Source organism: Peribacillus sp. FSL R5-0717, assembly GCF_038002945.1.
GTDB lineage: Bacteria > Bacillota > Bacilli > Bacillales > DSM-1321 > Peribacillus > Peribacillus frigoritolerans.
On the sequence record NZ_JBBOOF010000001.1, the window covers coordinates 1,817,030 to 1,843,415 of the forward strand.

31 protein-coding genes are annotated in these 26,386 nt (G+C 35.3%); 7 read left to right on the forward strand and 24 right to left on the reverse strand.

Features of this window, described 5'->3' with window-relative positions; genetic code table 11:
* Positions 1–150: 150 nt before the first annotated feature.
* On the forward strand, positions 151–1,401 hold the full coding sequence (locus NYE65_RS08830; protein WP_328178689.1) for an MFS transporter: 1,251 nt from the start codon (positions 151–153) through the stop codon (positions 1,399–1,401).
* A gap of 255 nt (positions 1,402–1,656) precedes the next feature.
* Here NYE65_RS08830 and NYE65_RS08835 read toward each other — a convergent pair whose 3' ends face one another.
* The 3 genes from NYE65_RS08835 to NYE65_RS08845 form a co-directional block, all read right to left on the reverse strand.
* On the reverse strand, positions 1,657–2,565 hold the full coding sequence (locus NYE65_RS08835; RefSeq protein ID WP_340860585.1) for a PhzF family isomerase: 909 nt from the start codon (positions 2,563–2,565) through the stop codon (positions 1,657–1,659).
* A gap of 258 nt (positions 2,566–2,823) precedes the next feature.
* Complete coding sequence (locus NYE65_RS08840; RefSeq protein ID WP_340860587.1) at positions 2,824–3,108, reverse strand: hypothetical protein; 285 nt, start codon at positions 3,106–3,108, stop codon at positions 2,824–2,826.
* Positions 3,109–3,169: 61 nt separating this feature from the next.
* A complete protein-coding gene (locus tag NYE65_RS08845) occupies positions 3,170–3,391 on the reverse strand; it encodes a TetR/AcrR family transcriptional regulator (protein ID WP_340862115.1) in 222 nt (73 codons plus the stop codon).
* Positions 3,392–3,551: 160 nt separating this feature from the next.
* Here NYE65_RS08845 and NYE65_RS08850 point away from each other — a divergent pair, with 160 nt between their 5' ends.
* Positions 3,552–3,998, forward strand: a complete 447-nt coding sequence (locus NYE65_RS08850; RefSeq protein ID WP_289317031.1) for a hypothetical protein — start codon at positions 3,552–3,554, stop codon at positions 3,996–3,998.
* Positions 3,999–4,085: 87 nt separating this feature from the next.
* Positions 4,086–4,514: a hypothetical protein gene (locus NYE65_RS08855; protein ID WP_340860591.1), complete on the forward strand. Its 429-nt coding sequence runs from the start codon at positions 4,086–4,088 to the stop codon at positions 4,512–4,514.
* A 304-nt stretch (positions 4,515–4,818) separates the two neighbouring features.
* Here the strand turns inward: NYE65_RS08855 and NYE65_RS08860 are convergent, their stop codons facing one another.
* The 15 genes from NYE65_RS08860 to NYE65_RS08930 form a co-directional block, all read right to left on the reverse strand.
* Positions 4,819–5,037 (reverse strand): hypothetical protein, encoded by a 219-nt coding sequence (locus NYE65_RS08860; RefSeq protein WP_340860592.1) that lies wholly within the window; start codon positions 5,035–5,037, stop codon positions 4,819–4,821.
* 66 nt (positions 5,038–5,103) lie between these two features.
* Positions 5,104–5,286, reverse strand: a complete 183-nt coding sequence (locus NYE65_RS08865; protein ID WP_317779271.1) for a hypothetical protein — start codon at positions 5,284–5,286, stop codon at positions 5,104–5,106.
* Between the two features lie 195 nt (positions 5,287–5,481).
* Positions 5,482–6,165, reverse strand: coding sequence for a hypothetical protein (locus NYE65_RS08870; RefSeq protein ID WP_264896878.1), 684 nt, complete (start codon positions 6,163–6,165; stop codon positions 5,482–5,484).
* 112 nt (positions 6,166–6,277) lie between these two features.
* Complete coding sequence (locus NYE65_RS08875) at positions 6,278–7,018, reverse strand: MBL fold metallo-hydrolase (protein WP_340860596.1); 741 nt, start codon at positions 7,016–7,018, stop codon at positions 6,278–6,280.
* A gap of 270 nt (positions 7,019–7,288) precedes the next feature.
* Positions 7,289–7,492, reverse strand: coding sequence for a hypothetical protein (locus NYE65_RS08880; protein WP_340860598.1), 204 nt, complete (start codon positions 7,490–7,492; stop codon positions 7,289–7,291).
* 233 nt (positions 7,493–7,725) lie between these two features.
* Complete coding sequence (locus NYE65_RS08885; protein WP_340860600.1) at positions 7,726–8,652, reverse strand: anti sigma factor C-terminal domain-containing protein; 927 nt, start codon at positions 8,650–8,652, stop codon at positions 7,726–7,728.
* Entirely contained in the window at positions 8,636–9,142 is a 507-nt protein-coding gene (locus tag NYE65_RS08890) for an RNA polymerase sigma factor (protein ID WP_340860602.1), read from the reverse strand. Before NYE65_RS08890 ends, NYE65_RS08885 begins: the two co-directional genes overlap by 17 nt.
* 210 nt (positions 9,143–9,352) lie before the next feature.
* Complete coding sequence (locus NYE65_RS08895; RefSeq protein WP_054399311.1) at positions 9,353–9,550, reverse strand: hypothetical protein; 198 nt, start codon at positions 9,548–9,550, stop codon at positions 9,353–9,355.
* A 526-nt stretch (positions 9,551–10,076) separates the two neighbouring features.
* Positions 10,077–10,808 (reverse strand): class I SAM-dependent DNA methyltransferase, encoded by a 732-nt coding sequence (locus NYE65_RS08900; protein ID WP_340860607.1) that lies wholly within the window; start codon positions 10,806–10,808, stop codon positions 10,077–10,079.
* Between the two features lie 35 nt (positions 10,809–10,843).
* On the reverse strand, positions 10,844–11,305 hold the full coding sequence (locus tag NYE65_RS08905; RefSeq protein WP_340860608.1) for a GNAT family N-acetyltransferase: 462 nt from the start codon (positions 11,303–11,305) through the stop codon (positions 10,844–10,846).
* Positions 11,306–11,634: 329 nt separating this feature from the next.
* Positions 11,635–12,075, reverse strand: coding sequence for a cell wall hydrolase (locus tag NYE65_RS08910; RefSeq protein WP_034310898.1), 441 nt, complete (start codon positions 12,073–12,075; stop codon positions 11,635–11,637).
* Positions 12,076–12,469: 394 nt separating this feature from the next.
* Positions 12,470–13,084 carry an undecaprenyl-diphosphatase gene (locus tag NYE65_RS08915; protein ID WP_340860610.1) on the reverse strand — a complete coding sequence of 205 codons (615 nt, stop codon included), beginning with the start codon at positions 13,082–13,084 and terminating at the stop codon, positions 12,470–12,472.
* A 1,037-nt stretch (positions 13,085–14,121) separates the two neighbouring features.
* The gene (locus tag NYE65_RS08920; protein ID WP_328178519.1) at positions 14,122–14,790 is read right to left on the reverse strand and encodes a DNA alkylation repair protein; all 669 of its coding nucleotides are present in this window, start codon (positions 14,788–14,790) and stop codon (positions 14,122–14,124) included.
* 262 nt (positions 14,791–15,052) lie between these two features.
* On the reverse strand, positions 15,053–15,565 hold the full coding sequence (locus tag NYE65_RS08925; RefSeq protein WP_340860612.1) for a hypothetical protein: 513 nt from the start codon (positions 15,563–15,565) through the stop codon (positions 15,053–15,055).
* Between the two features lie 205 nt (positions 15,566–15,770).
* Complete coding sequence (locus NYE65_RS08930; RefSeq protein WP_328178517.1) at positions 15,771–17,360, reverse strand: bifunctional metallophosphatase/5'-nucleotidase; 1,590 nt, start codon at positions 17,358–17,360, stop codon at positions 15,771–15,773.
* Positions 17,361–17,789: 429 nt separating this feature from the next.
* Between NYE65_RS08930 and NYE65_RS08935 the strand changes: the two genes are divergently transcribed.
* A complete protein-coding gene (locus NYE65_RS08935) occupies positions 17,790–18,152 on the forward strand; it encodes a hypothetical protein (protein ID WP_340860614.1) in 363 nt (120 codons plus the stop codon).
* Between the two features lie 117 nt (positions 18,153–18,269).
* Here the strand turns inward: NYE65_RS08935 and NYE65_RS08940 are convergent, their stop codons facing one another.
* The 3 genes from NYE65_RS08940 to NYE65_RS08950 all read right to left on the reverse strand — a co-directional run bounded on the left by NYE65_RS08940 (position 18,270) and on the right by NYE65_RS08950 (position 19,730).
* Complete coding sequence (locus tag NYE65_RS08940) at positions 18,270–18,455, reverse strand: hypothetical protein (protein ID WP_255256723.1); 186 nt, start codon at positions 18,453–18,455, stop codon at positions 18,270–18,272.
* A 123-nt stretch (positions 18,456–18,578) separates the two neighbouring features.
* Positions 18,579–19,022, reverse strand: a complete 444-nt coding sequence (locus NYE65_RS08945) for a cell wall hydrolase (protein ID WP_034310870.1) — start codon at positions 19,020–19,022, stop codon at positions 18,579–18,581.
* A 129-nt stretch (positions 19,023–19,151) separates the two neighbouring features.
* Positions 19,152–19,730 (reverse strand): LysE family translocator, encoded by a 579-nt coding sequence (locus NYE65_RS08950; protein WP_340860618.1) that lies wholly within the window; start codon positions 19,728–19,730, stop codon positions 19,152–19,154.
* Positions 19,731–19,861: 131 nt separating this feature from the next.
* Here NYE65_RS08950 and NYE65_RS08955 point away from each other — a divergent pair, with 131 nt between their 5' ends.
* The 3 genes from NYE65_RS08955 to NYE65_RS08965 all read left to right on the forward strand — a co-directional run bounded on the left by NYE65_RS08955 (position 19,862) and on the right by NYE65_RS08965 (position 22,781).
* Positions 19,862–20,773 (forward strand): LysR family transcriptional regulator, encoded by a 912-nt coding sequence (locus NYE65_RS08955; protein ID WP_340860620.1) that lies wholly within the window; start codon positions 19,862–19,864, stop codon positions 20,771–20,773.
* Positions 20,774–21,022: 249 nt separating this feature from the next.
* Positions 21,023–22,204, forward strand: coding sequence for a YhgE/Pip domain-containing protein (locus tag NYE65_RS08960; protein ID WP_340860622.1), 1,182 nt, complete (start codon positions 21,023–21,025; stop codon positions 22,202–22,204).
* A gap of 46 nt (positions 22,205–22,250) precedes the next feature.
* Entirely contained in the window at positions 22,251–22,781 is a 531-nt protein-coding gene (locus NYE65_RS08965; protein WP_340860624.1) for a PadR family transcriptional regulator, read from the forward strand.
* Between the two features lie 237 nt (positions 22,782–23,018).
* Here NYE65_RS08965 and NYE65_RS08970 read toward each other — a convergent pair whose 3' ends face one another.
* From NYE65_RS08970 to NYE65_RS08980, 3 genes are all read right to left on the reverse strand, one after another.
* Complete coding sequence (locus NYE65_RS08970) at positions 23,019–23,513, reverse strand: DinB family protein (RefSeq protein WP_057279083.1); 495 nt, start codon at positions 23,511–23,513, stop codon at positions 23,019–23,021.
* Positions 23,514–24,014: 501 nt separating this feature from the next.
* Positions 24,015–24,593, reverse strand: coding sequence for a TetR/AcrR family transcriptional regulator (locus tag NYE65_RS08975; protein WP_063574937.1), 579 nt, complete (start codon positions 24,591–24,593; stop codon positions 24,015–24,017).
* Positions 24,594–24,704: 111 nt separating this feature from the next.
* Positions 24,705–26,348, reverse strand: a complete 1,644-nt coding sequence (locus NYE65_RS08980; protein ID WP_340860627.1) for an amidohydrolase — start codon at positions 26,346–26,348, stop codon at positions 24,705–24,707.
* Positions 26,349–26,386 lie beyond the last annotated feature (38 nt).

The window sequence follows — 26,386 nt, forward strand, 5'->3', positions numbered from 1 at the left end:
TTCCTCCATTTTACGCTTCTGGGCAGTCAGAGTAAACTCTAGTTAGTTAATAAGTAAGGGAGACTAGATAATGCTAGAAGCTAAAAATAAGAATTTATCCCACCGAATTATTATTGAACGATACATCAAGCATAGGGGGAGAATTTCTTAATGCATACATATTATAAATGGTTAATCGTATTGGTGGCCACGTTATCCCAAACTGCAGCAACCTTTGTGACATATGGCATGGGACCCATCGCTGCATTTTATCAAATTGAATGGAATTTAACACCACTTCAAACAGGCTTCATTGTTTCAGCGGTCAATATTGGTCCGATGTTTTCAATGCTGGCGTTCGGTTACTTGATGGATAAAAAAGGGGAAAAACACATTATCGGGTGGGGGAACATTTTATTGGGTCTCTCAGCTTTAACGCTAGTTTTTGTTAATGATTATATTGTATTGCTGCTTTTATTATTGTTGGTCGGTATATGGTACGGAAGTGCTCAAACCGGTGGAAGCACGGCCATCGTAAAATGGTTTCCAAACGAACATAGAGGTCTGGCTCTAGGGATAAGACAGACGGGAATACCGCTTGGAGGATCTCTAGCCTCTGTAGTTTTATCCTATACATATTATCATTTCAATTTGTCATCAGTACATGTAGTACAAGGTATCGTAGCAATAATGGGAGGGCTGCTCTTCCTAATATTATATAACGAACCAGAAAGAACGGGTAAAACGGGATCAACCTCGGTCGGGTTCAAGGAGAAAATGAGTGTCATCAAGAATAATAAAGAGTTATATCCGATGTATATAGTGGGTGTTGTGATGATGTCATTACAGATGATTATCATTGGGCATTTTATGAGTTATTTGCATAACGAAGGGGGCTATGCATTAACAGAGGCAGGAAAATATTTAAGCGTCGTTTTAATAGGTGGTATGGTTGGACGGGTAGTCATCGCATGGGCGAGTGATCAATTCTTTGAAGGTAAAAGGGAAAGATTATTGCTTATTGTGATGGCTGTTACCGTAATTCTTACAGTGATGCTGCCACTCATCCTGACTGTTGAAATGGAAATCTTGATGCTATTATTTTGTTTTCTTTTGGGTTTTGTAGCCATTGGTTGGTATTCCATTTTTATTGCTTGTATCACAGAGCAATCGGATTCACGTTTTATAGGTTTAACGGTGAGTTCAGCATTGACATTAAATCAATTATTCATTGTCATAGCACCCTCTTTATTCGGTTTAGTCGTTAATCTATTGAACAGTTATCAACATGCCCTATATTTGACCGGAATATCTGTAGCTTTGGGAGCGATTAATTTATACAGAGTAAAAATAAAAAAAAGAACGGATCATGGGATCACCACAAAGTTTGATCAAATTAATACAAACAACCTTGATAAATGAATAAATAGTAAGGGCATGTTTTGAAAAAAGATTAATCAAAACATGCCCTTATACTATTAAAAAGATTGATCTTTTTTGTGTTCCTTAATCAACTAACGCACCCGTTAGTTTGAGTGTATTATTTCACAAATTCCCCCATTAAAAATAATACAAAATTCACCGTCATAGAAATAACTTTATTATTATTTACAGTTTACAATGACTGAAATTCGTATTAATAAAGATCCATTTCGATTCAATTTTTCATGTGAAATGCTAATCAAGTAATAACTCGGACTTAAATACGATTACAGCATTTCCTGCAATTCTTACTTCCTCTGGCTCCTGATTACAAATTTTCACTTGAACATCAATGATACCTGCCCGTTTTATAGCTTCGCCCTGCACTGCTTTAAAACTAAATAAATTATTATCATGTTTGACAAGTCTATGATGTATCAAGTATGCGCCTAAAGGACCGTTCGCATTACCTGTAACAGGGTCTTCGTTAATTCCAATTGCAGGAGCAAACATTCTTCCATGAATTAAAATATCAGAGTCGGGAGCATTCATCGTAAACACATAGAAACCATTGCAATTAATTAATCCACTGACTTTTGTTAGTAAATCCATATTAGGGTTTAATCGGTGAAGAAGTTCCGAATTTTTAATTCCAATCATCACCTTGGAATGCCCGGTAGAAACGATTTGTACTGGACAATCTTCTAATAAATCATTTTCACTAATATTGAAAGCTGTAAATATGTTTTCTAAAGCTAGACCATCAATTACCGCATCAAAACTTATACTACCCTGGGTCATTATAATTTTGTAATCATTACCTTCATTAATCACATCGACTGGTAAAATGCCGGCACCAGTTTTATGATAAACTTTACCTGTATTTAAACTATTTTCAACTGCACGAGCATAGTGGGCAGCAATCGTCGCATGTCCACAGATGGGAACCTCATGAGTAGGCGTAAAAAAACGAATATGTACATCAGATTCGCTATTGTCTGATTTAAATATAAATGCCGTTTCCGAATTGTTAAGCTCTCTAGCAATCCTCTGCATCTCACCCGAAGATAACCCATCTGCATTTGTAATTACACCAGCAGGATTACCTGATAATTTTTCTTTCGTAAATGAATCAATTTGAAATAATCGGTACTTTCTTGCCATGTCATTTCCCACCTTTAATATAGTGAATTTCCGGTCCTTTATACTATCTATAATTCTTATTATATTAAAAATTACCCCGTTAGCTCCACAAGAAAAAGAGTGATCGTCACAGCTCTTTAAAGAACTATTGCACCCGTTAGTTCTATAAGAAAAGCGAAACTTCTTCAAGAATTGCGCCCTTTTATGGAATAACATGACTGGCATTTTTTGAAACAACTTTATTAGTATTTAAACGTTTTTATTGTCAATCAATAGCCGTTATTTCTTATTAGGTTCTTGGAGTTGAAACAGCTCAATAACAACAGTTAATGTATCCTGAATTTGAATTCGATTATCAACAAAGTGTTGCAAGTTAAAACCATTAAATAGAGCCCTTCCTGCAGTTGCTAAAGTTCTAGCATCCAATGGACTTCCGACAATACCTTCATTTTTCATTTCTTGAATAAAATGTGTAAAATATGTTCTCCATTCCTCCATCTGAAGAATAAGCCTTTCTTTTATCTGTGGGAATTCATTTGAAATCATACATCCTTGAAGAAGCATAGGAGAAGACCCTTTTCATAAGCTTCATTTACCAAACGCATAGAATATTCTTTAAATTTATTTAGTGAATCTCGATCCTTTCCATTAAGAGCTTCCTTAAATCTTCAAAATAGAAATCAATACCTTCTTTTATTAACTTTAGCATGAATTCCTCTTTACTTGAAAAATGAGCATAAAAAGCTCCTTTTGAATAACCAGCGTGTTTTCCAATTTGATCAATGCTTGTTCTTGAATAACCTTGTTTAGAAAATAGTTCAATTCCTGATTGGATTAATTTGTTAATGGTGTCTTCTGATTGCTTTTGAAAATAATTTAACCTAAAATAACCTTTTTAGAAAATTTTGTATATTTTCATTGATTGGAATACATTACCTTTTATATAATTTATTAATAAGTACCGACTAGTTGGTGCTTAAAACCAATTATAAAGGAGTGTGCTGTTAATGACATTAACTCAAGGGTTCAAAAAGAAATGGAAAACTATGGTTGTTTCTGTGATTATGGGATTATCTCTATTGGGGTTTTCAGCACCAAAAGCAAGTGCTACTATGACTGATCCACAATATTGGAGAACTGAGGATGGCGCCTGGGATGGAAGTGTGACAACACAATACTTAAATACTGTTGAAGTAGATTTAACAAGCCTTTATAAGATTAACCGCAATAATGGTGTTAAGGAAAAATGGTGGGATACAAGTATGCTTAGTGTCCGATTGTGTAAACCGGGCGGTGTTGGCTGTACAGGATATAAAGGTTTTACTAATACAGGTGGAGGTGCACTTCCCTATGCAAGATTCAGTGGGTTAGCAAAATATCAAAAATATTATGTAGACATTCGTGATTCTTGGTCTAATTATTACTTCAGCGGTTACCTTACTATTACTTATTAGGTCTCTTTCTTATCAAGAAAATAATGTGGTATACGCATTGATGTTGAGCTTATGTAGTTTTAAAGAGGAGATGAAGAAAAGGAAAAGATGAAGAAACTTAAAAAATTGTTTGCTACAATTAGCGCGGTTACAATGATAGCTTCCTCAATTATTTTTGTTACACCAGTACCAGAAGCTAGTGCATTAACTTATAATTGTCCGTCGAGCCGTGGTGGAGATGGATTACTGCAGCCAGGACAAACATGCGAATATACACCAGTAAGACATATGTGGTTTGGTCAAGTCTTCGACATGAGAGTTCATAATAAAGGAACTCGAACGATACATTATAGATTTGTAAACATTTGGTCTAATGAGATAGTAGACCAAGGTTATCTCTCAGCTGGGAAGAGGTTTTATAAGGATGCTCTTATGATTACCAGGCAAGGAGAATATAGAATAGAGCTAAGATGTACTACAGGTAGTACTATATATAATGATTGCAATGCAGAAGCTTGGTTTGGAAATTTTCGATGATAAAAATAAAAATGGAGGGAGAAATACTTCTGTTGATTTAAAATAAAGTTTGATAAAAACCCTGTTAATATAGGGTTTTTCTTTTGATCCTTAAACTCCATCTATATGTTCAATTAAATGGCCCAATTGTTGAATAAAGATGAAACAGTTCTCTTCAACTATCCTGCCCCGATAGTTCATTAAGAAAAGGTTGCCTTAAAGGCAGCTCCGATCCTTATTTCACAATCTGTTCTTGTCCAAAATGATATTTTCCTTTTTAACTATTACTTTAAACATTAGTTTCTTAAGGAAAAAAATTATTGTATTATGTACAGCAAAAAGTTGCCTTTTTTGCAGCATCTTCGGGAATAAACACTTTATTATCCTTTATTTTGTATGGGATATCATTTTCCTTTAATTTTTTTGTGTCAACATTCTCAACAGTATCTCCCCATTGTACATATTCTCCAGAATAGTTTTTTTGACAACCACAAATTATTGTTAAAATAGTAATTAACATAAAATACCTCATAAGTACCTTCATTATTTTAACTCCTTTAGACTTTTTCCGAATTTCATATCTGATCCACCCGTTAGCTAAAAATCCAATTTATTTATCATTATCTAAATCATCATCAAGAAAAGACTTTTTATCTTCTTTAATTCCATACTTATTTTCAAGAAATTGACCAATTATTGAACTGTTTATTCCTTTCCTTACTGCTGTTTCAATAACTATATATAGAATAAATAACCCAACAAAGCCGTAAAAAATTGAAAGTATAATACCCATAATTTTAGCTCTCCTAATAAAATTCATTAATTTAATGTTACCATAAATTAGTAATAATGGTTTGGCTTTTAACATAGCTCTTCTTCAAGTATCCTGCCCCTTTAGCTCCATAAGAAAAAAGGCTGCCACAGCAACCTCCCTTAATGAAGTAAAGCACCCGTTAGTTCATTAAGAAAACAACTTGCAGATTGGATTCTAAAGTTTATATTTTTTAAAAGTTTTATTTGGAGGAAGACCTACCGATTCATCAGGTACATAACATTCTCTATCATGATAAGGCATTTCTAACTCTTCCCATTCAAAATCATCTTCAACACATTTAATGAATAAATCATATCCCTCGTCATCAGAAGGCATTAGACCCAATCTTGTTTCTTCATGCTTTAAGGCAACATCAATCGCCTCTTTTAATTCCAATAAAGCTGTTCGATTTGCAATAAGGTAAGCGTCACTATGCCACATTTGCTGACCAAAAATATGGCACATAGGCATAGGTTCATCCTCATCATAAAATCTATTGTTAACTACATGGTTTAAATGTTCGAATACCTCTTCAGGACTATCTACATCTAAATAAACGTCCATACCACTTTCCCAATACCTTTGTCCTCCGCCCCAAAACTGCGAAACAAAGTCATCATATAAATCATTATTTTCCACAAACAAATATCTTTCCAAGCCATCTTCTAAATCCTCGAAATAATAACTGTGAATTTGTTTTTCTTCCCTTTTATAAATAAAATGATAAAGATTACTTACCATTTTTTTACTTACTGACAATTCAAAGTTATATTTCTTTGCCTTTTTAGGCTTTAATTCTCCATTGACAAAAGGTGTCTCTGGAATATAAATAGCTGTAAATAACTTTTCATTAGCCATTTTTTAATCACCTCTTAACATCTTATTATACCTTCATATCTTGAAGTAATCTGCCCCTTTAGTGCCATAAGAAAAAGCGATCTCTCTTAATGAAGAATCGCTTCTGATAGTTCTATAAGTTTTTAATGATATTTTCAATTTGGGTATGAACCTTATTATTACATACTCCCCCGTGGTAGCAAATTACAGATTCAATATCGTACCTTAAAAATTTATCTAAAGAAGAAATCGCAGTGTCCATATCGAGTGTTGTTTGCTCAACGGGTCCTCTTAGATTCCCATCTATACAAATCATTGCATCAGCAGCAACAAGAACTCTACTTTTTTTCAAATAAAGGCTAATATGTCCAGGGGTATGTCCAGGAGTAAATAGAACTTTTATCCCACCGAAATAGGGTAGTTCTTGACCGTCCGATAAAGTAGTATCAATTTTAGCTTTTGGAGGATTTTTACAAAGTTCAAGCATTATTCTTGATTGGTCCTCTGGAAGAGAGTCCAAAATCTTAGCCATACTTTTAGGGTTCGTTTTAATAAGAGAAATTTCCCCTTCTATGTATGGCTTATCAAGTTCATGAGCGAATACTTCAATACTTCCTTTAGTTGCCTTTATGATTTCGGGCACACTTCCAATATGGTCAATATCTTGATGTGTTAATATAACTGCTTTTAATTTATCTAATGATAAACCTATTCTGTCCATTGCTGAGATTATTTGCTTATATTGTCCTGGCATTCCTGTATCTATCAAAATAGCTTCTTTATCATCCCAGAGAAGCGTCGGGTGTATGACTGCTTTCCCTCCAAACGCTTCAGCTTCTAACTCAAGCATTTCAACTCCATTAGCTATTCTCATTAAATTCCCTCCAAAATTATTAATTAATTGCATATCTAAATAACTGTTTAGTTTAATTTACCAATTAACTAAGGAGGTTTCAATAACAAATATTTAATCATAACACATAAAATATTTTTTGTCAATATTTTTATTTGTTGCACTATAGAACTATCCTGCCCCTTTAGTTCATTAAGCAAAAAGGCCACCAAATGGCAGCCCCAGTTCTCAACTAACGCACCCGTTAGTTGATTAAATTAGCCAAAACAGCTAAGAAAATAAATACTGTAATCAAAGTCGCCAGCCTACTTTTCTTGTTACCGATTTCTGAAGGAATTTGATTTTAGATACAATAAAAAGAACACCAAAAAGTACAGCAATTATACATACCGATTTAAGCCAAAAAGAAATACCAATTTTATCAAGATACGGAGGAAGGAAAGTTAGTACAATAAAAATTGAACTACCAAACGCTACATTTTCCCATTTTTTCAAATTGTCTTGCCACCTTTAATTTTTCAAATTTTAAACAACATTCCTATAATAAACGTTTTTTTGGTTATTTATAAAAGTAATAATACTCTGTTTTCTTTAATTTCTTATGCAACTATCCTGCCCCTTTAGTTCCATAAGAAAAGGAGCTGCTGAATCAGCTCCTGGTAATGAAGTAAAGCACCCGTTAGTTCATTAAGAACTACATAAAAATCACTGATTTCTGATTGTTTATATTAATATTTTTCTACAGTGGCACCTATACTTGATGCCTTTACATAAGGTTGTCCTTGCAATAATAGTAAATTTTCTTTTGTTCCAGTAACAACTGCACCTATAATCAAACCATCTTTTTGGCGTTTACTTATGAATTGGTAGTCATTCTTATTAGATTTCTTTAAACGGTTTAAGAAGTCTGATTCACTTTTCACATTAGATGTACTTAATGCTTGTCCTAACTTTGAAGATGGGTCTGATATTCCGAATAACCATTGTCCTGATTCAGGTTCATCTCTAAAATCGGATTTTTTCGAGTAGTTATTTACCCAAAACCACGTTGGTTTGATTGAATTAGGAATCATTTTTTTAACTTCATTTAATGAATAACTCTTATCAAAGGAGATTGCCATTTCGATATATTTATCGTTTGGGTATTCTTTGAGTTTTAATAAATCATTAGAATATGTTTTGTATTTGAATTGCGGAACATAATATAACATTTCCCTTTGTCCACTTGGAAAGTTTAGTTGAGTGGTATCATCAATCTTTGTACTGTAAGATGAAAACGATGTTGAATAAAATCCCTTTAATCCATAATTCACCTCTTGGGAATCCCAAGGAATTACTTTATTTTCAATAACTTTATATACTTCCCGTTTAATTGTTCCTTTAAATAACCCTATATCTATCGTTTCCGTGTATATTATTGTATTAGGAGCTTTCATTACTGCATCTCTTATAATTAGATTAGAAGCTATTTCACTACCTTTTTTATTTATCCACCAAGTATTAGCCCTATAAACACTAAAAACTATAAGAATACATACAATTGCAGATATTAGAAGTGTCCTCAAGAAAGTAATACGTTTTGCTTTTTTCAATGTTTTATCTAAAGAGTTTTCATCAAAAATTGATTTCAAGTTTTCTTCATTTTGATCTTTCATTTTCTTCCCTCCAATATAATTCTTTAAATTTTGCTCTTGCACGGGCTAAATATGTTTTCACTCTACTTGGTTTCATTTCTAGATATTCTGCAATCTGTTGATAAGACCATTCCAAATCGTATTTAAGAAGGAGTAATTGCTTAAATATCAATGGTAGGCGTTCAAGAGTATTTTTTATTTGGTTTTGATTTTCTTTTGTAATCATTAAATCCTCAATCAATTTTGAATTAGATACAAGATTTTCGTCTAATAGTTGGAATTGTGATTTTTTATTTTTTCGACAGTAATCGTAATACAAATTTATCGCTACCCTAAAAAGCCAAGCTTTATGTTTGTCGGTATCAATTGACTCAATATGTATCATCAACTTATAAACTGATTCTTGGACAATATCTTTTGCTGTCTCCGAATCAGCACCTTGCTTTTTTAAATAATAATATAGCTCATTCATTACTTTAATTAATTGGTCATTCGAGAACCGACTCTTCAATAATTTTCCTCCTCTCGTCTTTATAACGTAAGAAGAGCTAAAAAGTATACAGTATCCTTAAAATTATCACGCAAAAAAGCGATTCTTAGATTGAAGGATCGCATTTGGTCTATTATCTATTTCTTATTCAACTAACCTGCCCCTTTAGTTCCATAAGAAAAAGAGCTGCCAAAGCAACTCCCTTATTGATGTAAGGCACCTGTTAGGATATTATTGCCTGTCATCGAGCTCTTCCATATCACTCATTATTTTTTTGTTCTTACTAAAATGAATAGCTATATATAAAAGTAAACCAAAACACCCACCAATTAGTACCTTAAAACCTGAACCAACAGCTGCCCATTCCAAGGCGTAGAAAATTATCACACCGAGAAGAACATATGAAAAAACTGTATTAATCAATATCATTCAGCCTTCTTCCTTAATTGACGTACTATATAAATTCTATTTCAAATGCATTATTCCTTGTTGAACTAACGCACCCGTTAGCCATCCATGAAGCGCAAAAATCAGCGCTTCACCACAGAGAATGAAAATTGGTCTCTATGTCGATAATGTTTTAATGGCTGGCGAAGAAGGTCGTTGAACTATGGTGCCTTTGAGCCCATCCGTTAGTCTGACTCCGACGACCACGGTGTACCACCGACTGTCGCGCCCTTTATGGGTAGCACTCATGGGAGATTAATCCTTTTTTGGTCGTCGCGCGCCTCTACTTAATTTGCTATAATTGGAGGTTTTTGTTTAACGTTTTACCAAACTCAATCAGATTACTCATAAGGCTCAGCCTTTTTTTAAAAAGCGTTTTTACTGGGTCTATTTTGTTGTGATTTTTTCTGGATTTTGAGCTTTTTTAATTTTCATGGGAGTTCATTAAGAAAAAGGTTACCGTAGCAAACCTCCCTTTATTGAAGTAATTCACCATTGAAATAACCTCTTATTTTTTACAAGAAAAAATCAAGAATAATGGAATTCTCATTCGACGTTTATATTCACTTTCACTGCTAAATTCCTCAACTCTTGGAGTGCCTTCTCTAATATCTTCAATCTTGAATCCAGCTAACTTTAAAAGTTGATAATATTCTTCAAAAGTTCGATGATATTTAACAACCCTTTTATCAATCCAGGGTTCTATTCGTTCGCCACTATTAAAATAATCATCCACGATCCAATCTGCTTTTGAAGAGGAAGCTACTGCACTTTTTATTGATGAAGTTAATATAGGATGCTGAACACTAAATATAAATTTCCAGTTATTTGCAAGAGAACGATGAACTTCTTGAAAAATATCCTTTAATTCTGCTAAATAATGTAGAGCTAAACGTGAAACAACTAAATCATAATTTTCTGATTGAAAATTCCATGTTTCCATTGAAGAAAGATGCACATTACCCTCTGTCCCATTTAGGTTTTTAGTAGCTTCTCTAACCATATTTACTGAACCTTCTACACCGTCATACGAGATACATCCTTTTTGTAGAAGTTCAACACCAAGTTTAGCCTCACCACACCCTAAATCTAACACCTTTCTTCCTACTACATCACCAATAAGTTCTAGCAATATAGGCTTTTCAATAATATTGTTTGGACTTTCCTCACGATTTCTTCTGGTGATATAATTCTCGAAAAATTTATCATCATTGTAAGCTGATGCACCTCTGTATTCCATCAAATTACCTCCCTACATTATTAGTTCAGTAAATATTACAGTTCTTTATAAACAAATTCTCTGTACTTTATAAAATTTTGCTTTTTATAGAAGTCCTTTGCAACACTGTTCTCAAACCAATAATCTAATTCTATTAAATCTATTTCTCGATCGTTCGCCATTTCATATATACATTCCATAAGACTTGAACCATAACCCTTATTCCTCTTTGTTTCTACTATTCTAATCTGGTGTACATAAACAGACTTATATCCTTTTTTAAACGCATTTTCCGGATATTCTCTTATTTCTATCCAAGCATATCCAAGAGCTTCTTCGACATCTTCCAACAAAAGGAAAATGAAACTTTCGTTATTAACCAGACTTTTGAAAACTTCCTTCATATTCTCAAAGTTATATTCCTTAAAGTATTTAGGGTATAAATTTGAATGTAAATCGTGTACATATTTATTTAATTTAGCGATCGATTTATAATTCCTGGTTTGACTAATTTTCATAACAAATCCCTCATTAGTACGAATAAACGGTGGACACAAACAGGGTAGTTTTTCATTTTAATGCGAATGTATGATAATGCTAAGAACCGTATTTTCAAAAGGCCGCCAATTGGTAGCCTTTTTTGCGAAGAAATGTACCTAATCTATCCTGCCCCTTTAGTTGCATAAGAAAAAGCTGCCTTAAAGACAGCTCTGATCTTCAGGTAAAGCACCCGTTAGCTGAAGTACAATAATTCACAATCTTACTTTTTTAGATAAAACTATTATTAAAAGTTTTATTATGTATAAATATTTTAAATATGTAAAAAAAGCTTACTCAAAGAGTAAGCTTAACCTCTATAAACACTATCACATGTTCCAGGTTTTGGTTCATAAAAACAATGGTCTTTAAATTGACCAGTATGTGGTTGATCATACCATGTTGGAGGGCATGGAGCATATGGATTAAAATACCAAAGAGCATATCTAGCCGGATGCTGTCTCCAGTGCTTCAAATTTTGTTCTGCTAATCTTCTTTCAATACCTCTCGCTCTTTGATAAAATACATTCCCTTTTTGAACAGCTTCAAAAGAATAATTTCCTCCTTGTACTTGATAAATGACTTGTGGAATTGTTCTTAAACCTTTAAAGTCTAAACAATTAGCTACAAGACGATTCACAATTACATTTCCAACATATAACATTCCTTGTTTTCCTTCACCTTCGGCTTCTGCTCTCATCATCCTTGCCATTAAGTCAACGTCTGAACTTGTGTATTTTGCTCTTGTCATTTTTCCACCCCAAAAATATTGTATGAAAAATAGCCTACAGTCATGTCATTATTTATATAATATAAATGCTTAGTTATAATAACTTACAGCTTTTAAGTAAAATGAAAACTATTGCATTCTTTTTTCCCTTTATTCAACTAACCTGCCCCTTTTGTGCCATAAGAAAAAGGCTGCCTTAGCAACCTTTTGTTATACTTTCGACCTTTTATTTGAAAAACCGTTGTTTAAAACTTACTGTTTAATAATTATTACATTTCAAGAAGTAAATCAGCTTTTAATAAATACATATTTTTTGTCCTGCTCCGTTCGGTTCTTGAAACAAGACTAAAACAATAAATGCAAGTGAAGCAATGACCGATTTGGTCTGCTAATTTGTATATTATTTAACCCTTTTTTAATAGTCCTTTGACTGACCTTTCTTTTGTTTGGATAGGGCAGATAGAATGGATTGTTCTCCCACCCCTTGATTTCTCAAAAATTTCTTGGTCAGACTTAACTTAAGAACAATTTTGTAAACGATCATCGCGGAAACGATACTGATGATGGCTCCGACAAGAACATCTGATGGATAATGGACACCTACCCAAATTCGCGAAATGCCTACAAGAACAGCCAAAATTCCCCATAAAAATCCCCAACCCCTTTTGAACAACCAGAAGGTTATGCAAAATGAAAAAAATATGATCGTATGGTCGCTTGGAAATGAATTATTGACTGCTTTTTCAACTAACTTATTAACGTTGGGCAACTCAGCAAAAGGTTGATAATTCGAGTGGAATTGCCCTGCTATTTTCGCCAATATTTCCGAGATAACTAATGCAATAAATGCACAGATTACCATGATTCTATTTTTAATACTTCGAGAAAACAAAAACATCAGGACTGCGAATGCTAAGAAAAAAATCATGTACTCAGCGATGAATACAAAGAAAGGATTTAAATCCGTGTATTGTTTACCTAGATTATTAATCATTCTAAACAAATTACTATTCATTTCGGACAAAGCCATTGAAAAATTCCTCCTGATTGCATTATCACTTAAACCTTCATTATGCTCCATTATGTAAATAAGATGAACTTCAATCAAACCTATATTTTACATCTTTCAGACAGAAAGTCCATCATCAACGTGGCGTTAATCCTCCATTTATATTAAACTATCTCACTCACACCTTAAACTATCTTGATGGCAAAGTTTAGAATATGGGCTCATGTTGAGTGCGGCGAACAGATGGGTAACTGAATTTGAAATGAAGTAAACGGATTGGCAAGGGAAATGGATCAATTTGTGCCTATGTTTATTATGACGGAAGTTGACATCGCCTTTTGGTATATATAACAAGGGCTGAAATTACCAGGAGCTATATAGCTCCTTTTTTGTTTTGTAAAAAAAGCCGCCAATTGGCAGCCTTTTATAGAACGAACGCACCCGTTAGCTTAAGTACATTTATTCACAAAATTCTTTCATTTTGCCATTTAAAGCATCATAATCTTCTTTTTTAAAAGATAAAGTTACTCTAGCCAAGTCTTTCCGAATTTGGAAAGAGGTAAATTTGTTGATTGAATCTTATCCCTAATGGTCCAATTATTCGGTAAATCAGATTTAAAATATTAAAACAATCTAAGTCTACTCATCTTTTAAATGGTTCTTTATACTAATAACCATTAAGATATCGATAACTTCAAATTTAGGTTTCTGGGGGATATTGTTAATTTTACAAATTCTCTTTACTACTTGTTTAAAAATATCTTAATTTTCAATATTCCCCCCCAAAAAAACACGCCTTATTTTTTAACTTTTCTACCCACTTGTACCTTTTTATGGATGATTTTTCACCACTCAAATTCTAGATTAAACTCTTCCGGATCCATCGTTGCTTTTGTGTAGGTGACCGGTTTTCGTTTGGCAAAGTGATAGTTAATTCTGTTCTATCCTTGTTTAACTCTAAAGTTATAAATGAAGTCCAAACCTATTACAATTTTCATATTGAGGCTTTGAATTCCTTTATTTTTTGCATTAAACCCTAATAAATTTTTCAGAGTTAACTAATTATTATGTCGTTTGTTAACTTCAATTGTAATGAACTCCGGCAAATAGCTGGGAGTACATCCTTTTGCTACTATTTCATCTTTGTAAAGACCCGTTTTCTCACCAATTTTAATACAACGTGCACGATTCTTTTCATCATAAACGCCTATCCAGCCTGCGGTGAAATTCATAGCCCATTGAACTTCCGGTTCTTCCTGCGTAATATTAGCTTCTAATGCAGATAGCAAGTATGCGGTGTTATCAGGCGGTGTTTGTCCAGTCCATCTCAATCGCCCTTGATAATACCAGAAAGCTCGCCTTTGAAGAGCAGAAGGACTATTTTCCCATGACTCCATCAATGCAATTTTCTTCTTGTCTTTGGTGAGCTGATTAGCCATTAACCAATCCATTAAGTTATTTCGCTCATCAAAAGTGTGAGTCTGCATATCCTTATCAAGCTTATTTAGCACATCTTGTGAAAGAAGTTTTTTGTCCATAATTAAGATTGCTAATAGTCTGGGCAGAAACTCTTCGGTTGACCAAAGTTCCATAGCTAGTTCGTGATCTTTTTTAATGTCCTTCGCGATTTTTCGTAAGTCGCCTAGCTTAGTTTTACTATTGATCTGAGGTAGAATGTTTTCTGCTTTTGAAAAGCGATTTATTTCTGTACCTTTATTTTCATTCATTTTATACAACTCCTTTATTAAAGCACTGTTTCATAATATGTCCTTGACGGGATATATCAAGAACTTAATTTCGTTATAAGTCTTATTGCAGTGGTGTGCTTCCAAAGTTAATATTTTATTAAAGCTTTCTCCACCTATAATAGAAGAGCAACCATCTTTAATATAACAATAACATTTACTTCCTTTTAATTGGATACGAAAAGAGCATTCCTTTTTAAAGAAACGCACCCGGTAGTTCAACAACGAAAGTTATGAATAGCTTTCAGGATAGTACAATTCTTTTGACTTGTTCTTTCGTGGATAAATTAGAGTCATTTGTACCAACTAAAAAAGAATGTCCGTGTATAATCACTTCTGTTAGAGTATCGCCTGGACCTAATTCGAATAGAGGGCACTGTGCCGGAATTTTACCCTTTACTGTTTCTCTATCAATTTTCTTAAATCTTATTTCCTTTGACGAATTAGTAATAAAAAAGTCTTCCAAGGTTAATTTCCACCCAACATCGTCTAGTATTTGTTTTAGTTCATCTATCGAATGAACCTCGTCAATTTGGTATCTATACACTTTATCATCGTTATCTAAATCATCCATTTCCCTTACAAAGTTATGGATAACCTTAAGTGGAAAACGATTGTAGTTTTTCCAGAATTCAATTAAAGTTGTTTCATATTCACCGTCAACACTATACATATACTCCGGTTCTGTTATACAATCACAAACCCAAAAATCTATGCCGTTATTTTCAAACACCGTTCGGTCATCTATATCAACCATATTACTTTCTCCCCTCTAGTGATGTTACTCAACTTCTTATTTTACTTTTCATTATTCCTTTTTCTTATTCAACTAACCTTCCCCTTAAGTTCATTACTATATTTCCCTAGGATGAAGACAAATTCCTTGTATTTGCTCTGACCTGCTTACATTAGGGAAAAGGCGTTCCTGCTTAATACAGAAACGCACCCGTTATGTTTCCCCTTCATTCTTTCAATGAATAGGGAGGATACTTCTGTTGGATATGACGTATAAGTGCAGTGACAACTTGCGGACCGGATTCTACGAGTCTGCCTTGTTCAAATGCAGTGAAGTTATCACCGCCTGAAGCTAAATAATTACTAACCGCTACTTCATATTCGTTGTTTGGCTGAATCTCTTGACCCTTCTTGTCTTTCAGCACAACGACTCGGCTGCCAATTGGAGCTTTGGCCTCCCAATCATACGTTAAGCCAACCGTTTGTAACCTATTTTCATAATCTTTCGTCCACTGCTGTTCTAAAGCAAGTTTTATCTGCTCTCCTGTTAAAATTAACTTACTGACACTATGACCCATAGGCACGTTTGTATAAAGGTCTTCTACAGTGATCTTCCCTTTTTTTAAACTTTTCCGCATTTCGCCTTGATGGACAAAAGCAATATCTACCCCCATGGCTTCGCGCTCAGATTCTGCAATCATTTTCGCTAATGGGGATTCACCGTTTGCATCTTGATTTCGTCTGATTTCTTCCGGCATTTCCCCTATTACCTGATTAAAATTGCTCCCCAATCTTTTTCTATATTTATTTAGAAGGGCGACCGTTTCTTCATCCGGTTTTATATGGTGATGTGAAGCGGCAATGATCTTTGCTTGTTTCTTAACAATCAATTTAGAATGCGGGTCAATTTCAAGCTTTACTTGAGAAAAGGCTTTCCCATTAGAATAAGCTTGAACGATCAGTTTACCGGCTGCAACCGTATTGGCATATTCATGGCTGTGACCCGCAAAAATGACATCGACCTCATCATCGATTTTTGGAGCCATCTCCACTATATCCCCAGTGGAATTTGCACCTGCCTTATCTGATTTAGCTGAATCATGTGCCAGTACAACAATCACTTCGATTCCTTTTTCCTTTAAAAGCTTTACGGTTCGGTTAATAGCTGAAACTTCATCCGTAATTTCTACTTCTTTTCGATTTTCAGGGGACACATACATCTTGGTCTCTTTTGTGACCACACCGATAAACCCAATATCAATTCCGTCCATTTGTTTAATAACATACGGTGGTAATAAGGGAATGCCCGACTTTCTGTCGATGATATTTGCAGAACTGTAAGCAGTATTGGCACCTTGAAAATACCCTGTTTTTTTATTGAATCCTCCATGAATAAGACGTTTCATTTCATTTACGCCTTCGTCCAATTCATGATTTCCAGGTGTCCCGACATCAAAGTGCAGGAGGTTTAAAAATTCGATCGTGGGTTCGTCTTGAAATTGAGAAGAGATTGGAGGGCTTCCTCCTACCATATCGCCAGCATGAACGAGTAATGTATTTGTGTTTTCTTGTTTATATTTTTTTAAATAGGCAGCCAAGTATTCAGCACCGCCTGCCATGGTTCCTGAAACCATTTGATATTTATTTAGTTGGCCGTGAAAATCATTAACCCCTAATAATTGTAGTTGAATGTAGCGGTTGGATGTGGAATGATTCGTTGTGGAATGATTGGATGAGAATGCTGTGATTTTATAAGTTACGAAAATGATGATAAATACCAAGATGAACAAAGAAGTTATGGCCTGAAATTTTGACAACTTCGGATCCCTCCCTCTAGATGTAAATTAAGAATAACTCTAGAATTTTATATCCGCATAAAGGGACCGTGATTTTTTGTTATGTTTTATATAATAATTATTAAATGAACCCCGTACATGCATATCTTTTTTAAAAAACTCATACGGCTTATCATTTAGAAAGGCTCCCGGAACTGCTGATCAGTTCCAGGTGTTCAAAGTAAAGTACGCTTTAGTTTAAGTAGAATACTTTAATTTGATAATAAGTATAGATTGGATATTTTGAAATTGCAGTAGAGGAAAAGTGCTGAGGAGCCCTAATAAAAAGCTGGACAGTTCCTGCTTACAGGAAAGCAAGACCGCTGTATGGATGTTTAAAAAATTGGCCCAGAGCACAATAATATAGGCAACGTATGTATGTCTTTATTCCGCCAAAGGAGGAGTATCCATTTGAAGATTTCTTCAATATCATTCATAGAACCTCCCGTTTATCATGAATTCCCTCCCCTCTATGAAGGTTTAGGGCTGCCTGAGTTGTCTTCATTCATTCAGCAGCGATTTGAATTTGCATATACCTTGGGTAAAGCCGAAAGAACGGGGCTTGCTAGCATCCGCTTTTATAAACGCCAGAGGGATTTCAAAGTACATATACCTGATAAGATGCCAGGAGTGGGACCAATGAAGCTTCGGGAATTAAAGGGGTTGTTACTGGAGAAAGCCAAAGCAGCATTCATCGAAAATATTGAATCCGAACCACAGAAAAGAAAGGTCTACTACGCCGAATTTCGTCGCCCTCGGAAAGATGCTGAATAAGTGTGCTATCCGACAAACTGGAGCTATCATTGTTGTCTTGTTGAATTTGTTTTATAAAAAGAGATCGTACATTAACTTCCCCTCTAAAAAAAGGTTGCCACAGCAACCTCCCTTGTTTTAATAATCCGTCTTATTTTCATTATCCAAATCATCATCAAGAAAAGACTTTTTATCTTCCTTCATTCCATACTTTTTTTCAAGAAATTGACCAATATTTGAATGGTTAATTCCTCTTCTCACTGCTGTTTCAATAACTATATAGAGAATGAATACACCAACAATATAAAATATTATAGCCTTCACTAAAAATCCCCCAAACAACAACTCATTTCCCCCTTTATTTTACCAAAAAAACCTTGTTGGAGTGCCCGATTATTGCCTAAAAAAAAGGAGCTGCTAATCAGCTCCTTGAAATGAAATGACGGCCTAACCTCCTGTATAGACACTTTCACATGTTCCAGGTTTTGGTTCATAATAACAATGATTTTTAAATTGACCGGCAAAAGGTTGATCGTACCAAGTCGGTGGGCATGGAGCATATGGATTAAAATACCAAAGCGCATATTTCCCTGGGTGTTGCCTCCAATAATCCAAATTCTGTTTTGCTAATCTTTTTTCAGCAGTTCTCGCTCTTTGATAAAATACATTACCTTTTTGAACAGCTTCAAAAGAATAATTTCCTCCTTGTACATGAAAAATGACTTGTGGAATTGTTCTTAACTCTTTAAAGTCTAAACAATTTGCCTTAAGGCGATTAACAATTACATTTCCAACATACAACATTCCTTGCAGTCCTTCACCTTCGGCTTCAGCTCTCATCATCCTTGCCATTAAATCCACGTCTGAACTTCGATAACTTACTCTTGGCATTTTTTCACCCCAAATATATCGTATGAAAAACAGCCTGCACTAATGTCATCATTTGTGAAAATGACACTCTCAGATCTTCCGTTAAAGCAAACGTTGTTGCATGATTGGTTGATGATCCTTTTTTAGTATTCACAGAAAAATTGTACCGGCAGAATAAATCAATAACAAACACATGATTAACCGAAATGACTTGTCATGTTTAGCAAAAAAATCTTTGAACAGCGAGCCGAACCCTGACCACAAAAGCAATGCCATCCACCCCAGTAAAATAGTTAACCCTAAATACATCGCTACGAATTTAAGCGATTCATTAAACGGTAAAATAAACGCACTAAACACGGTTAAAAAGAACAAAATACTTTTGACATTGAGGATTTGAAGAATGAATCCTGATAAAAAGGAAGACTGCACATCTCTGGTATCCTTCTTTGAACCTTTGGCCATACTAATCTGCCATGCCAAGTAAAGAAGATATACGGCACCGGCTATTTTAAAATATGGCTCTACAATAGGAATCCAATTGTAGAGGCTTGTTGTAAATACTCCGCTCATGATCCCTAATACTGCAAATCCTGCCAAAATGCCGCCCGTGAACTTCCATGAACCAAAAAAGCCAAACCTCCTTGCTTCATTCATCAATAAGATGTTACTTGGGCCAGGCGTAATTGATGTAATCATCACATACGAAAGAAACGCTATTATACTCATAATTCCACCTTCATTCACTATTTCCTAACGAACAGTCTTTATTGTAAGATGACTATAACTATAAATAAAATTGAAAATAAAAAATTCATTATCATTTTTTTCGATACATCATCCAATTTAAGGAGAACGATATGGAAATTAGACACCTTAAAACGTTTCAGACTATTGTCGAAATAGGAAGTTATACAAAGGCTGCTTCGAAGTTGGGCTATACTCAATCCACGATAACCTCCCATATACAAGCGCTTGAACATGAGATTGGCGGGGAACTTTTTACTTATACTAATAGAAATTTGCAGCTTACTGCACTAGGCAGAGACTTAATACCGTTAGCTGAAGATCTACTTTCCACTCATGAACAGATCAAGAACATGCGTAGCACGAATGAAGTTAAAGGTGTTTTAAAAGTGGCTGCACCGGAGTCATTAACAATCTCAAGGTTAGGTCCCATAATAAGGGATTTTTCCTTGAAATATCCCAATGTCAAAATCATATTAACCAATGGTCCATGCGGCCAAAACCAAGTCGACTTAATAAGCGGGCGGGTTGATGTCGCTTTAATGGTCTATCCGGAAATAAACCCGGAAAAATGCATTCATCATTCTTTGATTGAGGAGAAGATCGTCCTTGTGAGCAGTCCTGACGGTCCTGATCATTTTGATGAATTTAAAAAAGCCGGTGCCAACACCAATCATTTTTTCATCACAAATGAAGAAGGCTGCAGTTATCGGACCATGTTTGAAAGATATCTATTAAAGAATGAAATGGAGAACTTTCAAACCATGGAGTTATGGAGTATAGAAGCAATCAAACAGATTGTCATGAGCGGACTTGGATTTTCTGTTCTGCCTTATATCACAGTGAAAGAAGAAGTCGAGAGCGGCAAGCTTAAAATCCTAAATCATTCTGAAAACCTCAATCCCATTTATTCCTATATGCTGATAAAAAAGAAAAAATGGCAGTCCCCTGCGGTAGAGGCTTTTGTCGAGGCTGTATTAAACTCGTTTAGTAACACCGAGAAAATGGGTGTCTTAATGGAATGAAATCAAGATCCTATACGCTAGTCAGAGAAGGATTTTTTTTTGCACACAAGGTTGCCGAAGGAATCTAAATAACAAATTTCCCCCAACAAAGTGTCGGGGGTTTTTATTTTTGAATAAGGAAACATAAAATTTTCCGATTGACTTTATGAAAAAAATAAAATAAAATCCTAAGTACTTCTTTTAAACTACTCTAACTTTAGTACTTTAAATTGAGTAATATACTTTAAAACAAAAGGATGGATTCAACATATGAAATTTACTGCATTCTTAAAAACACGAGGTGCAACAGCGGCAATCTTTATGGGGATTTTCTATGCAGTTGCCATGCTGGGCATCTTCTTGCCTGGGTATACAGCCATTCCAGGAAATGTCGATAAATTACCTATCGCCATCATCAATGATGATGCTGGTAAAAATGGGGCAATGATCGCCGAAAATTTACAAGAAAATTTACCCTTTAAAGAAATCGAGACGGATATAACAAATAAACAAGCCTTAAAGGATTTGGAGCACAATGATTTAGCATTAGTCGTACACATCCCAAAAACCTTCTCTGAAAATATTCAAAATGGTGAAGCGTCATCAAGCATCGACTTTACAATCAATGAGGCAGGCGCAACAGTCGTTTCTTCTACCATGAATTCTGTCGTAACTGAAATTAACAATCAGTTAAGCACACAATTCTCGCAACAAACAGCTCAGGGCGTATTGATGAACTTTAATGTACCAGAAAAGCAAGCTGCTGAATTAGCGGAAAAGATTGAGAAATCCTATGTAGGAAATGTCGTTACAATCAACGAAATACCCGATGGCATGAATCATAATATGCTGCCGATGTTCTTAACAATGGCCGGTTATGTAGGGGCAATGATCGGGGCCATGCAATTAGTAGGTGCATTTAGAGCCAGCCGGGGAAAAGCAAGCAAAACACGGTTATTCGCTTATGTGCAAATGGCTGCATTATTGATTGCCGTGGTTTCATCAATCATCGCTGTAGGTGTAGCCTATTTAATTGATAAGCCGAGCGGTGACCTATTCTTCGGTATAGTAGGTCAACAAATACTGAACTATATGGTATGTTTTAATTTCACCGCGATTTTAATCTTCTTATTTGGTGAAGGCGGCATGATTTTAAACTTACCGATTTTATTAATGCAAACAATAGCGAATGGTGCCACCATCACACGTGATATGATGCACGCACCATATGAATGGATGAGCCACATTTCACCGATGTATTACTCGGTGCAAGCATACTTTGCAAACCTATTTGGCAGCATCAGTCCAAGTCCGTATATTTGGTCAATGGCTGCGGTAGGTGCCGCTGCGATGTTAATTAACATGGCTATTGTCGCGTTTTTACACAAACCGATGCCAGTACAGGTTTCTGAAACAGAAGTTGAAAAGAAAGCGGCAGAAATCACAGCTTAGGTTTTGCTACAATAAGGAGATAATACTTCTTAAAGGAGCGTAGAAAATGTCTATTCAAATTTTTATATTGAGTAAGCTGATGGAGGATAAAAATTATCCTTATAAATTAAAAAAGCAGCTTTCAGAACCCATTCCATTGGATCGCCTGGGCGGATTAACGGAAAGTAAACTGTACTACCATTTTGAATCATTGGTGAAACAAGGTTTAGTCGAGCCAGTTGAAGTGATAAAAGAAGAACACCGGCCTGATAAACAGGTATTTGCGATTACGGATAAGGGTCGCGAAGAACTACCAAAAAAAATCTATAAATTATTTGAAAATGCGGATGAAATCAAGGATATGATTGTTGGTTTAGCCAACATCAAGTATGTGGACCGGGATAAAGTAGTAGATATATTAGAAAGAAAAGTAAAGTCCATCAAGGCTATTTGGGAGAAGCTTGGGAATTTCGAGCCAGAACCTAAAGGCAACGAGAATATTCGTGAATTTTTGGAGGGTTATTTTTCGACCAGAACAGATCACACAATATCTTGGTTTGAAGAGTTAATCAAAAGGATTAAGACAAAGGAATTGTGAGTTTACTTGCAGGCAAATTCGAGTTGATTTCAGAAATCCGCTCCCTTTCCGCCGACTGTCTGCCAAGCGTCTGTGGTGTCTCGGCTAGCCGGTTATTCGGCGGAGTGTCGCATATTTCTTCCATCCAATGAGGGTTTCTTCTCTATAAAAAGTAGGATAAAATACGGGAACGTCCGATTTGGACGTTCCCGTTCTTATTCATTAAAGCTCCCTATGATCGAATCATTGTAAGCATTTTTAAAAGCTGCGTTTCTCTGGCCAAGCTCCTTGCATTTTACTAAGGAATACAATTTGCCCAATATGATATGCGTCGTGCATGGCTAAACTCTTCAGTTCAAGCACTAATGAATTATCTTCACCCGGAACCTGTCTATACAAATCTTCATGTTCTGATTTTGCTAATACTTTTCCAAGTTCGCGATGAACATAAAAGTATTCTTGTTTTGTTTCTTTCCAATTTTCTAACGTCTCAGTTGGTAGTCGAAATGTAGAGTCATTATTTTCTGCCTGTGGTTCATTCTCTGTTTCACCAAGAAACCGCATCAGAAATCTCTTTTCATAGAAAAGTAAATGACAAACTAATTCCCAAATGGAATTCATTGCACCATCAGCTGGTTTCCAAATTGCCTGTTCAAAAGTAATATCCTCTAGCACTTTTTCAAGTGGTGGAAACCAGTCTTCTTCATCTAAGCAACTTGCCCATTGTTGTAATAAAAGGGTCTTTACATCCATTTTCCATTCCCTCCAATTTAATCCCTTTAATAGATAATCCCTTTGGTCAACATTCATTTGCGACGTGTTTTAGATAACTAACCAAGGTGTCATGCCAATTCCTTGTTCAATTAAACTGGCCCTATAACGGAACAATGAACGTTCCATCATTTGGAAAATTCTGATAATATCAGTTTATCATAAGTTGTGTTGACTGAGAAAGAAAAACTGACCATTTTAGTAATCGTAAAGTTATCTTTTAGATGTTTGATGGAACTTTACCAATTTCAGGGTATTGGAAGAAACTTCGATTTTAGGCGCGAGACTCCTGCGGGAGAAGCGTGTCCAGGGGAGACCCCACAGGCGCATAGGCGCCGAGGAGACTTCCCGGACCGCCCGCGGAAAGCGAGTGCCCTACGTTCCAATCAACGAATCACTGTACAGCCCCTCACAGACTTAATCGGAATGAGCAGATAAGTATTCCTATTTGATCGTTTTTAGAGCATGAACTTTTTGAACGTATCATCCACTTAGTCCATACCAAAAATTTTCCCATATATTTTGAATTCTAGGTTCCATATTCTCTTTACCATAATAAGAAAATTCCATGAATATCCCATCAATCAAACAGAAATAGGACATGATTAAGTTCTCAATTTTCCCTTGGCGTATTTCTTTTTTGTCTATTCCTTCGACAAAGATAGCATGTAAGATAGCGGAAAATGATTCTTCAGATCTAAGGAAACTTTCATTTAAGATGTGCTTCAAATGCTCCGGCGGGAAAATCATTGCCCTCTTTAAAAATGTTGCTTTATCTTCATGGTTTTTATAATAGTTACAAGTATCTAGAAGGATGTGCTTTAGCTTTTCTTCAGAAGAGAGTGTATTTATCTCTTCGACAAATTGTTCGACCTGGTGTATATGCTCTTCCAGGATTTCTTCAAACAGACACAAGAAAAGGTCATCCTTATTTTTGAAATGGTTATAGATTGAGGGTTTTTGTATACCTACCCTCTTGGCAATTTCAGATAAAGCAGTTCCCTCGTATCCGTACTTGGTAAAAAGTGATAAGGAAATGTTTTTTATTTCATTTTTTGTCATAATGAGCCTCCAAACTATCCAACGTCAGTTAATTTCATTATAAACTCATTTCCTTTTTTAAACTAAATATTTAACATCTTGGAACATGGTTCTTTCTCTAAAAGATAAGAATTAGAATATGCTTGATAAAGAAGTTTCTTCGCTTTTATACACAACTTTCCCATCGTTTATCGTTAGTTCCACTTTAGTTTTGAGCACTTCACTTTCTGGAATATCAAATAGATTTCTGTCTAAAACCACAAGGTCAGCAAGTTTCCCCTCTTCTATTGTACCTAGCTCGTGCTCCCTGAAACATCCATGGGCTGAGCCATATGTATATGCTTGCAATGCCTCTGCCAAAGTGAGTTTTTGTTCAGGATGCCATGTGTTTTGTGGATCTCCGCTACTATCAACTCTTGTAATCGCAGTATATATTTGCCTCATTGGATTTAATGAGATGGAAACCGGAAAGTCTGTTCCTAAAGCTAAAGATGCACCTGTACTTAATAGCGACTTCGTCAGGAACACATTTTTTTCCCTTTCAGGACCTATTATTGAAGAATATACCTCTCTTGATGAAGCAGCCATGTGATCAGGTTGGATCGAGGCAATGACACCCAGTTTTGAAAAACGTTCAACGTCATCCGAATCAATTACTTCAATATGCTCGACTGTATGCCTTGAGTCTCTTTTTCCATTCTTGCGTACAGCTTCTTCAAAAGCGTCTAAAGCTAAACGAATTGCCGCATCTCCAATAGCGTGAAACCTGATTCTAAATCCGAGTTCATCCGCTTTAACAACTCGATCGATCAATACTTCTGGATCTAGAGCTGGATGACCGCAAATATCCAATTGATCGGAGTAAGGTTTCAGGAAGTAAGCGGTATGACCCGTGACTGTTCCATCAACGAATTGCTTTAATCCTGAGAATTGCAGTTTCTTTGATACATATTTATTTCTCAGTATTTGAGCTTTGTCCAAATTGCCATCCAATTCAGGAGTGATATGAAATCTAGTCGTTAATTCTCCTTGCTTATCCAATTTCTCAAAAAGATCATAGTCTTGAAGGAAGTCATCTATTGGCGCAAACAAATCGTTTACAGAAGTAATTCCATATTGCGATAACAATCGTAAAAACTCTTTTAATATCGTTTCTTTTTTATTTTGTGTTAACCGTAATGCCTCTTTTAAAACGATTTGCTGGGCTTCTTCATATAAAATTCCAGTAAGTAAACCATTCTTATCTCTTTCATAGCGACCAAAATCCGGATCACGTATTTCCTCAGTAACTCCTGCTAATTCCATGGCCTTACTGTTCACCCATGTATAATGACCTTCAGCATGAAAAAGAACGACAGGACGATCTGGAATGACAGCGTCAAGAATACTATAATGGGGCTCTTGTTTATCATGCCAATAACCTGCATCCCATTGCATGCCGATAATCCATCCTTCCTCAGGACATTCTTTAGAAAACTCCAGTACTTTTGCAGCCACTTCTTGAGCTGACCTGGCTTCAAATAAATTAATACTAGTTAAACTTAGTGCACTGAACATAATGTGGAGATGAAAATCATGAAATCCAGGCATAATCAATTGATTTCCATAGTTAAATACTTTTGTACCACTTCCTATAAAAGGTTCAATCTCTGCTTTTGATCCTACACTCAAAATTTTGTCACCTAAGATAGCTATTGCCCCAGACGTTGGCTCATGTGTAAGCCCTGTGAAAATAGCATCACTGGAAAGGACAATATCCGCTTTTTTAATAGTCATGGAGTTTACCTCTTTTCATTCAAAATAATAAAACAGTA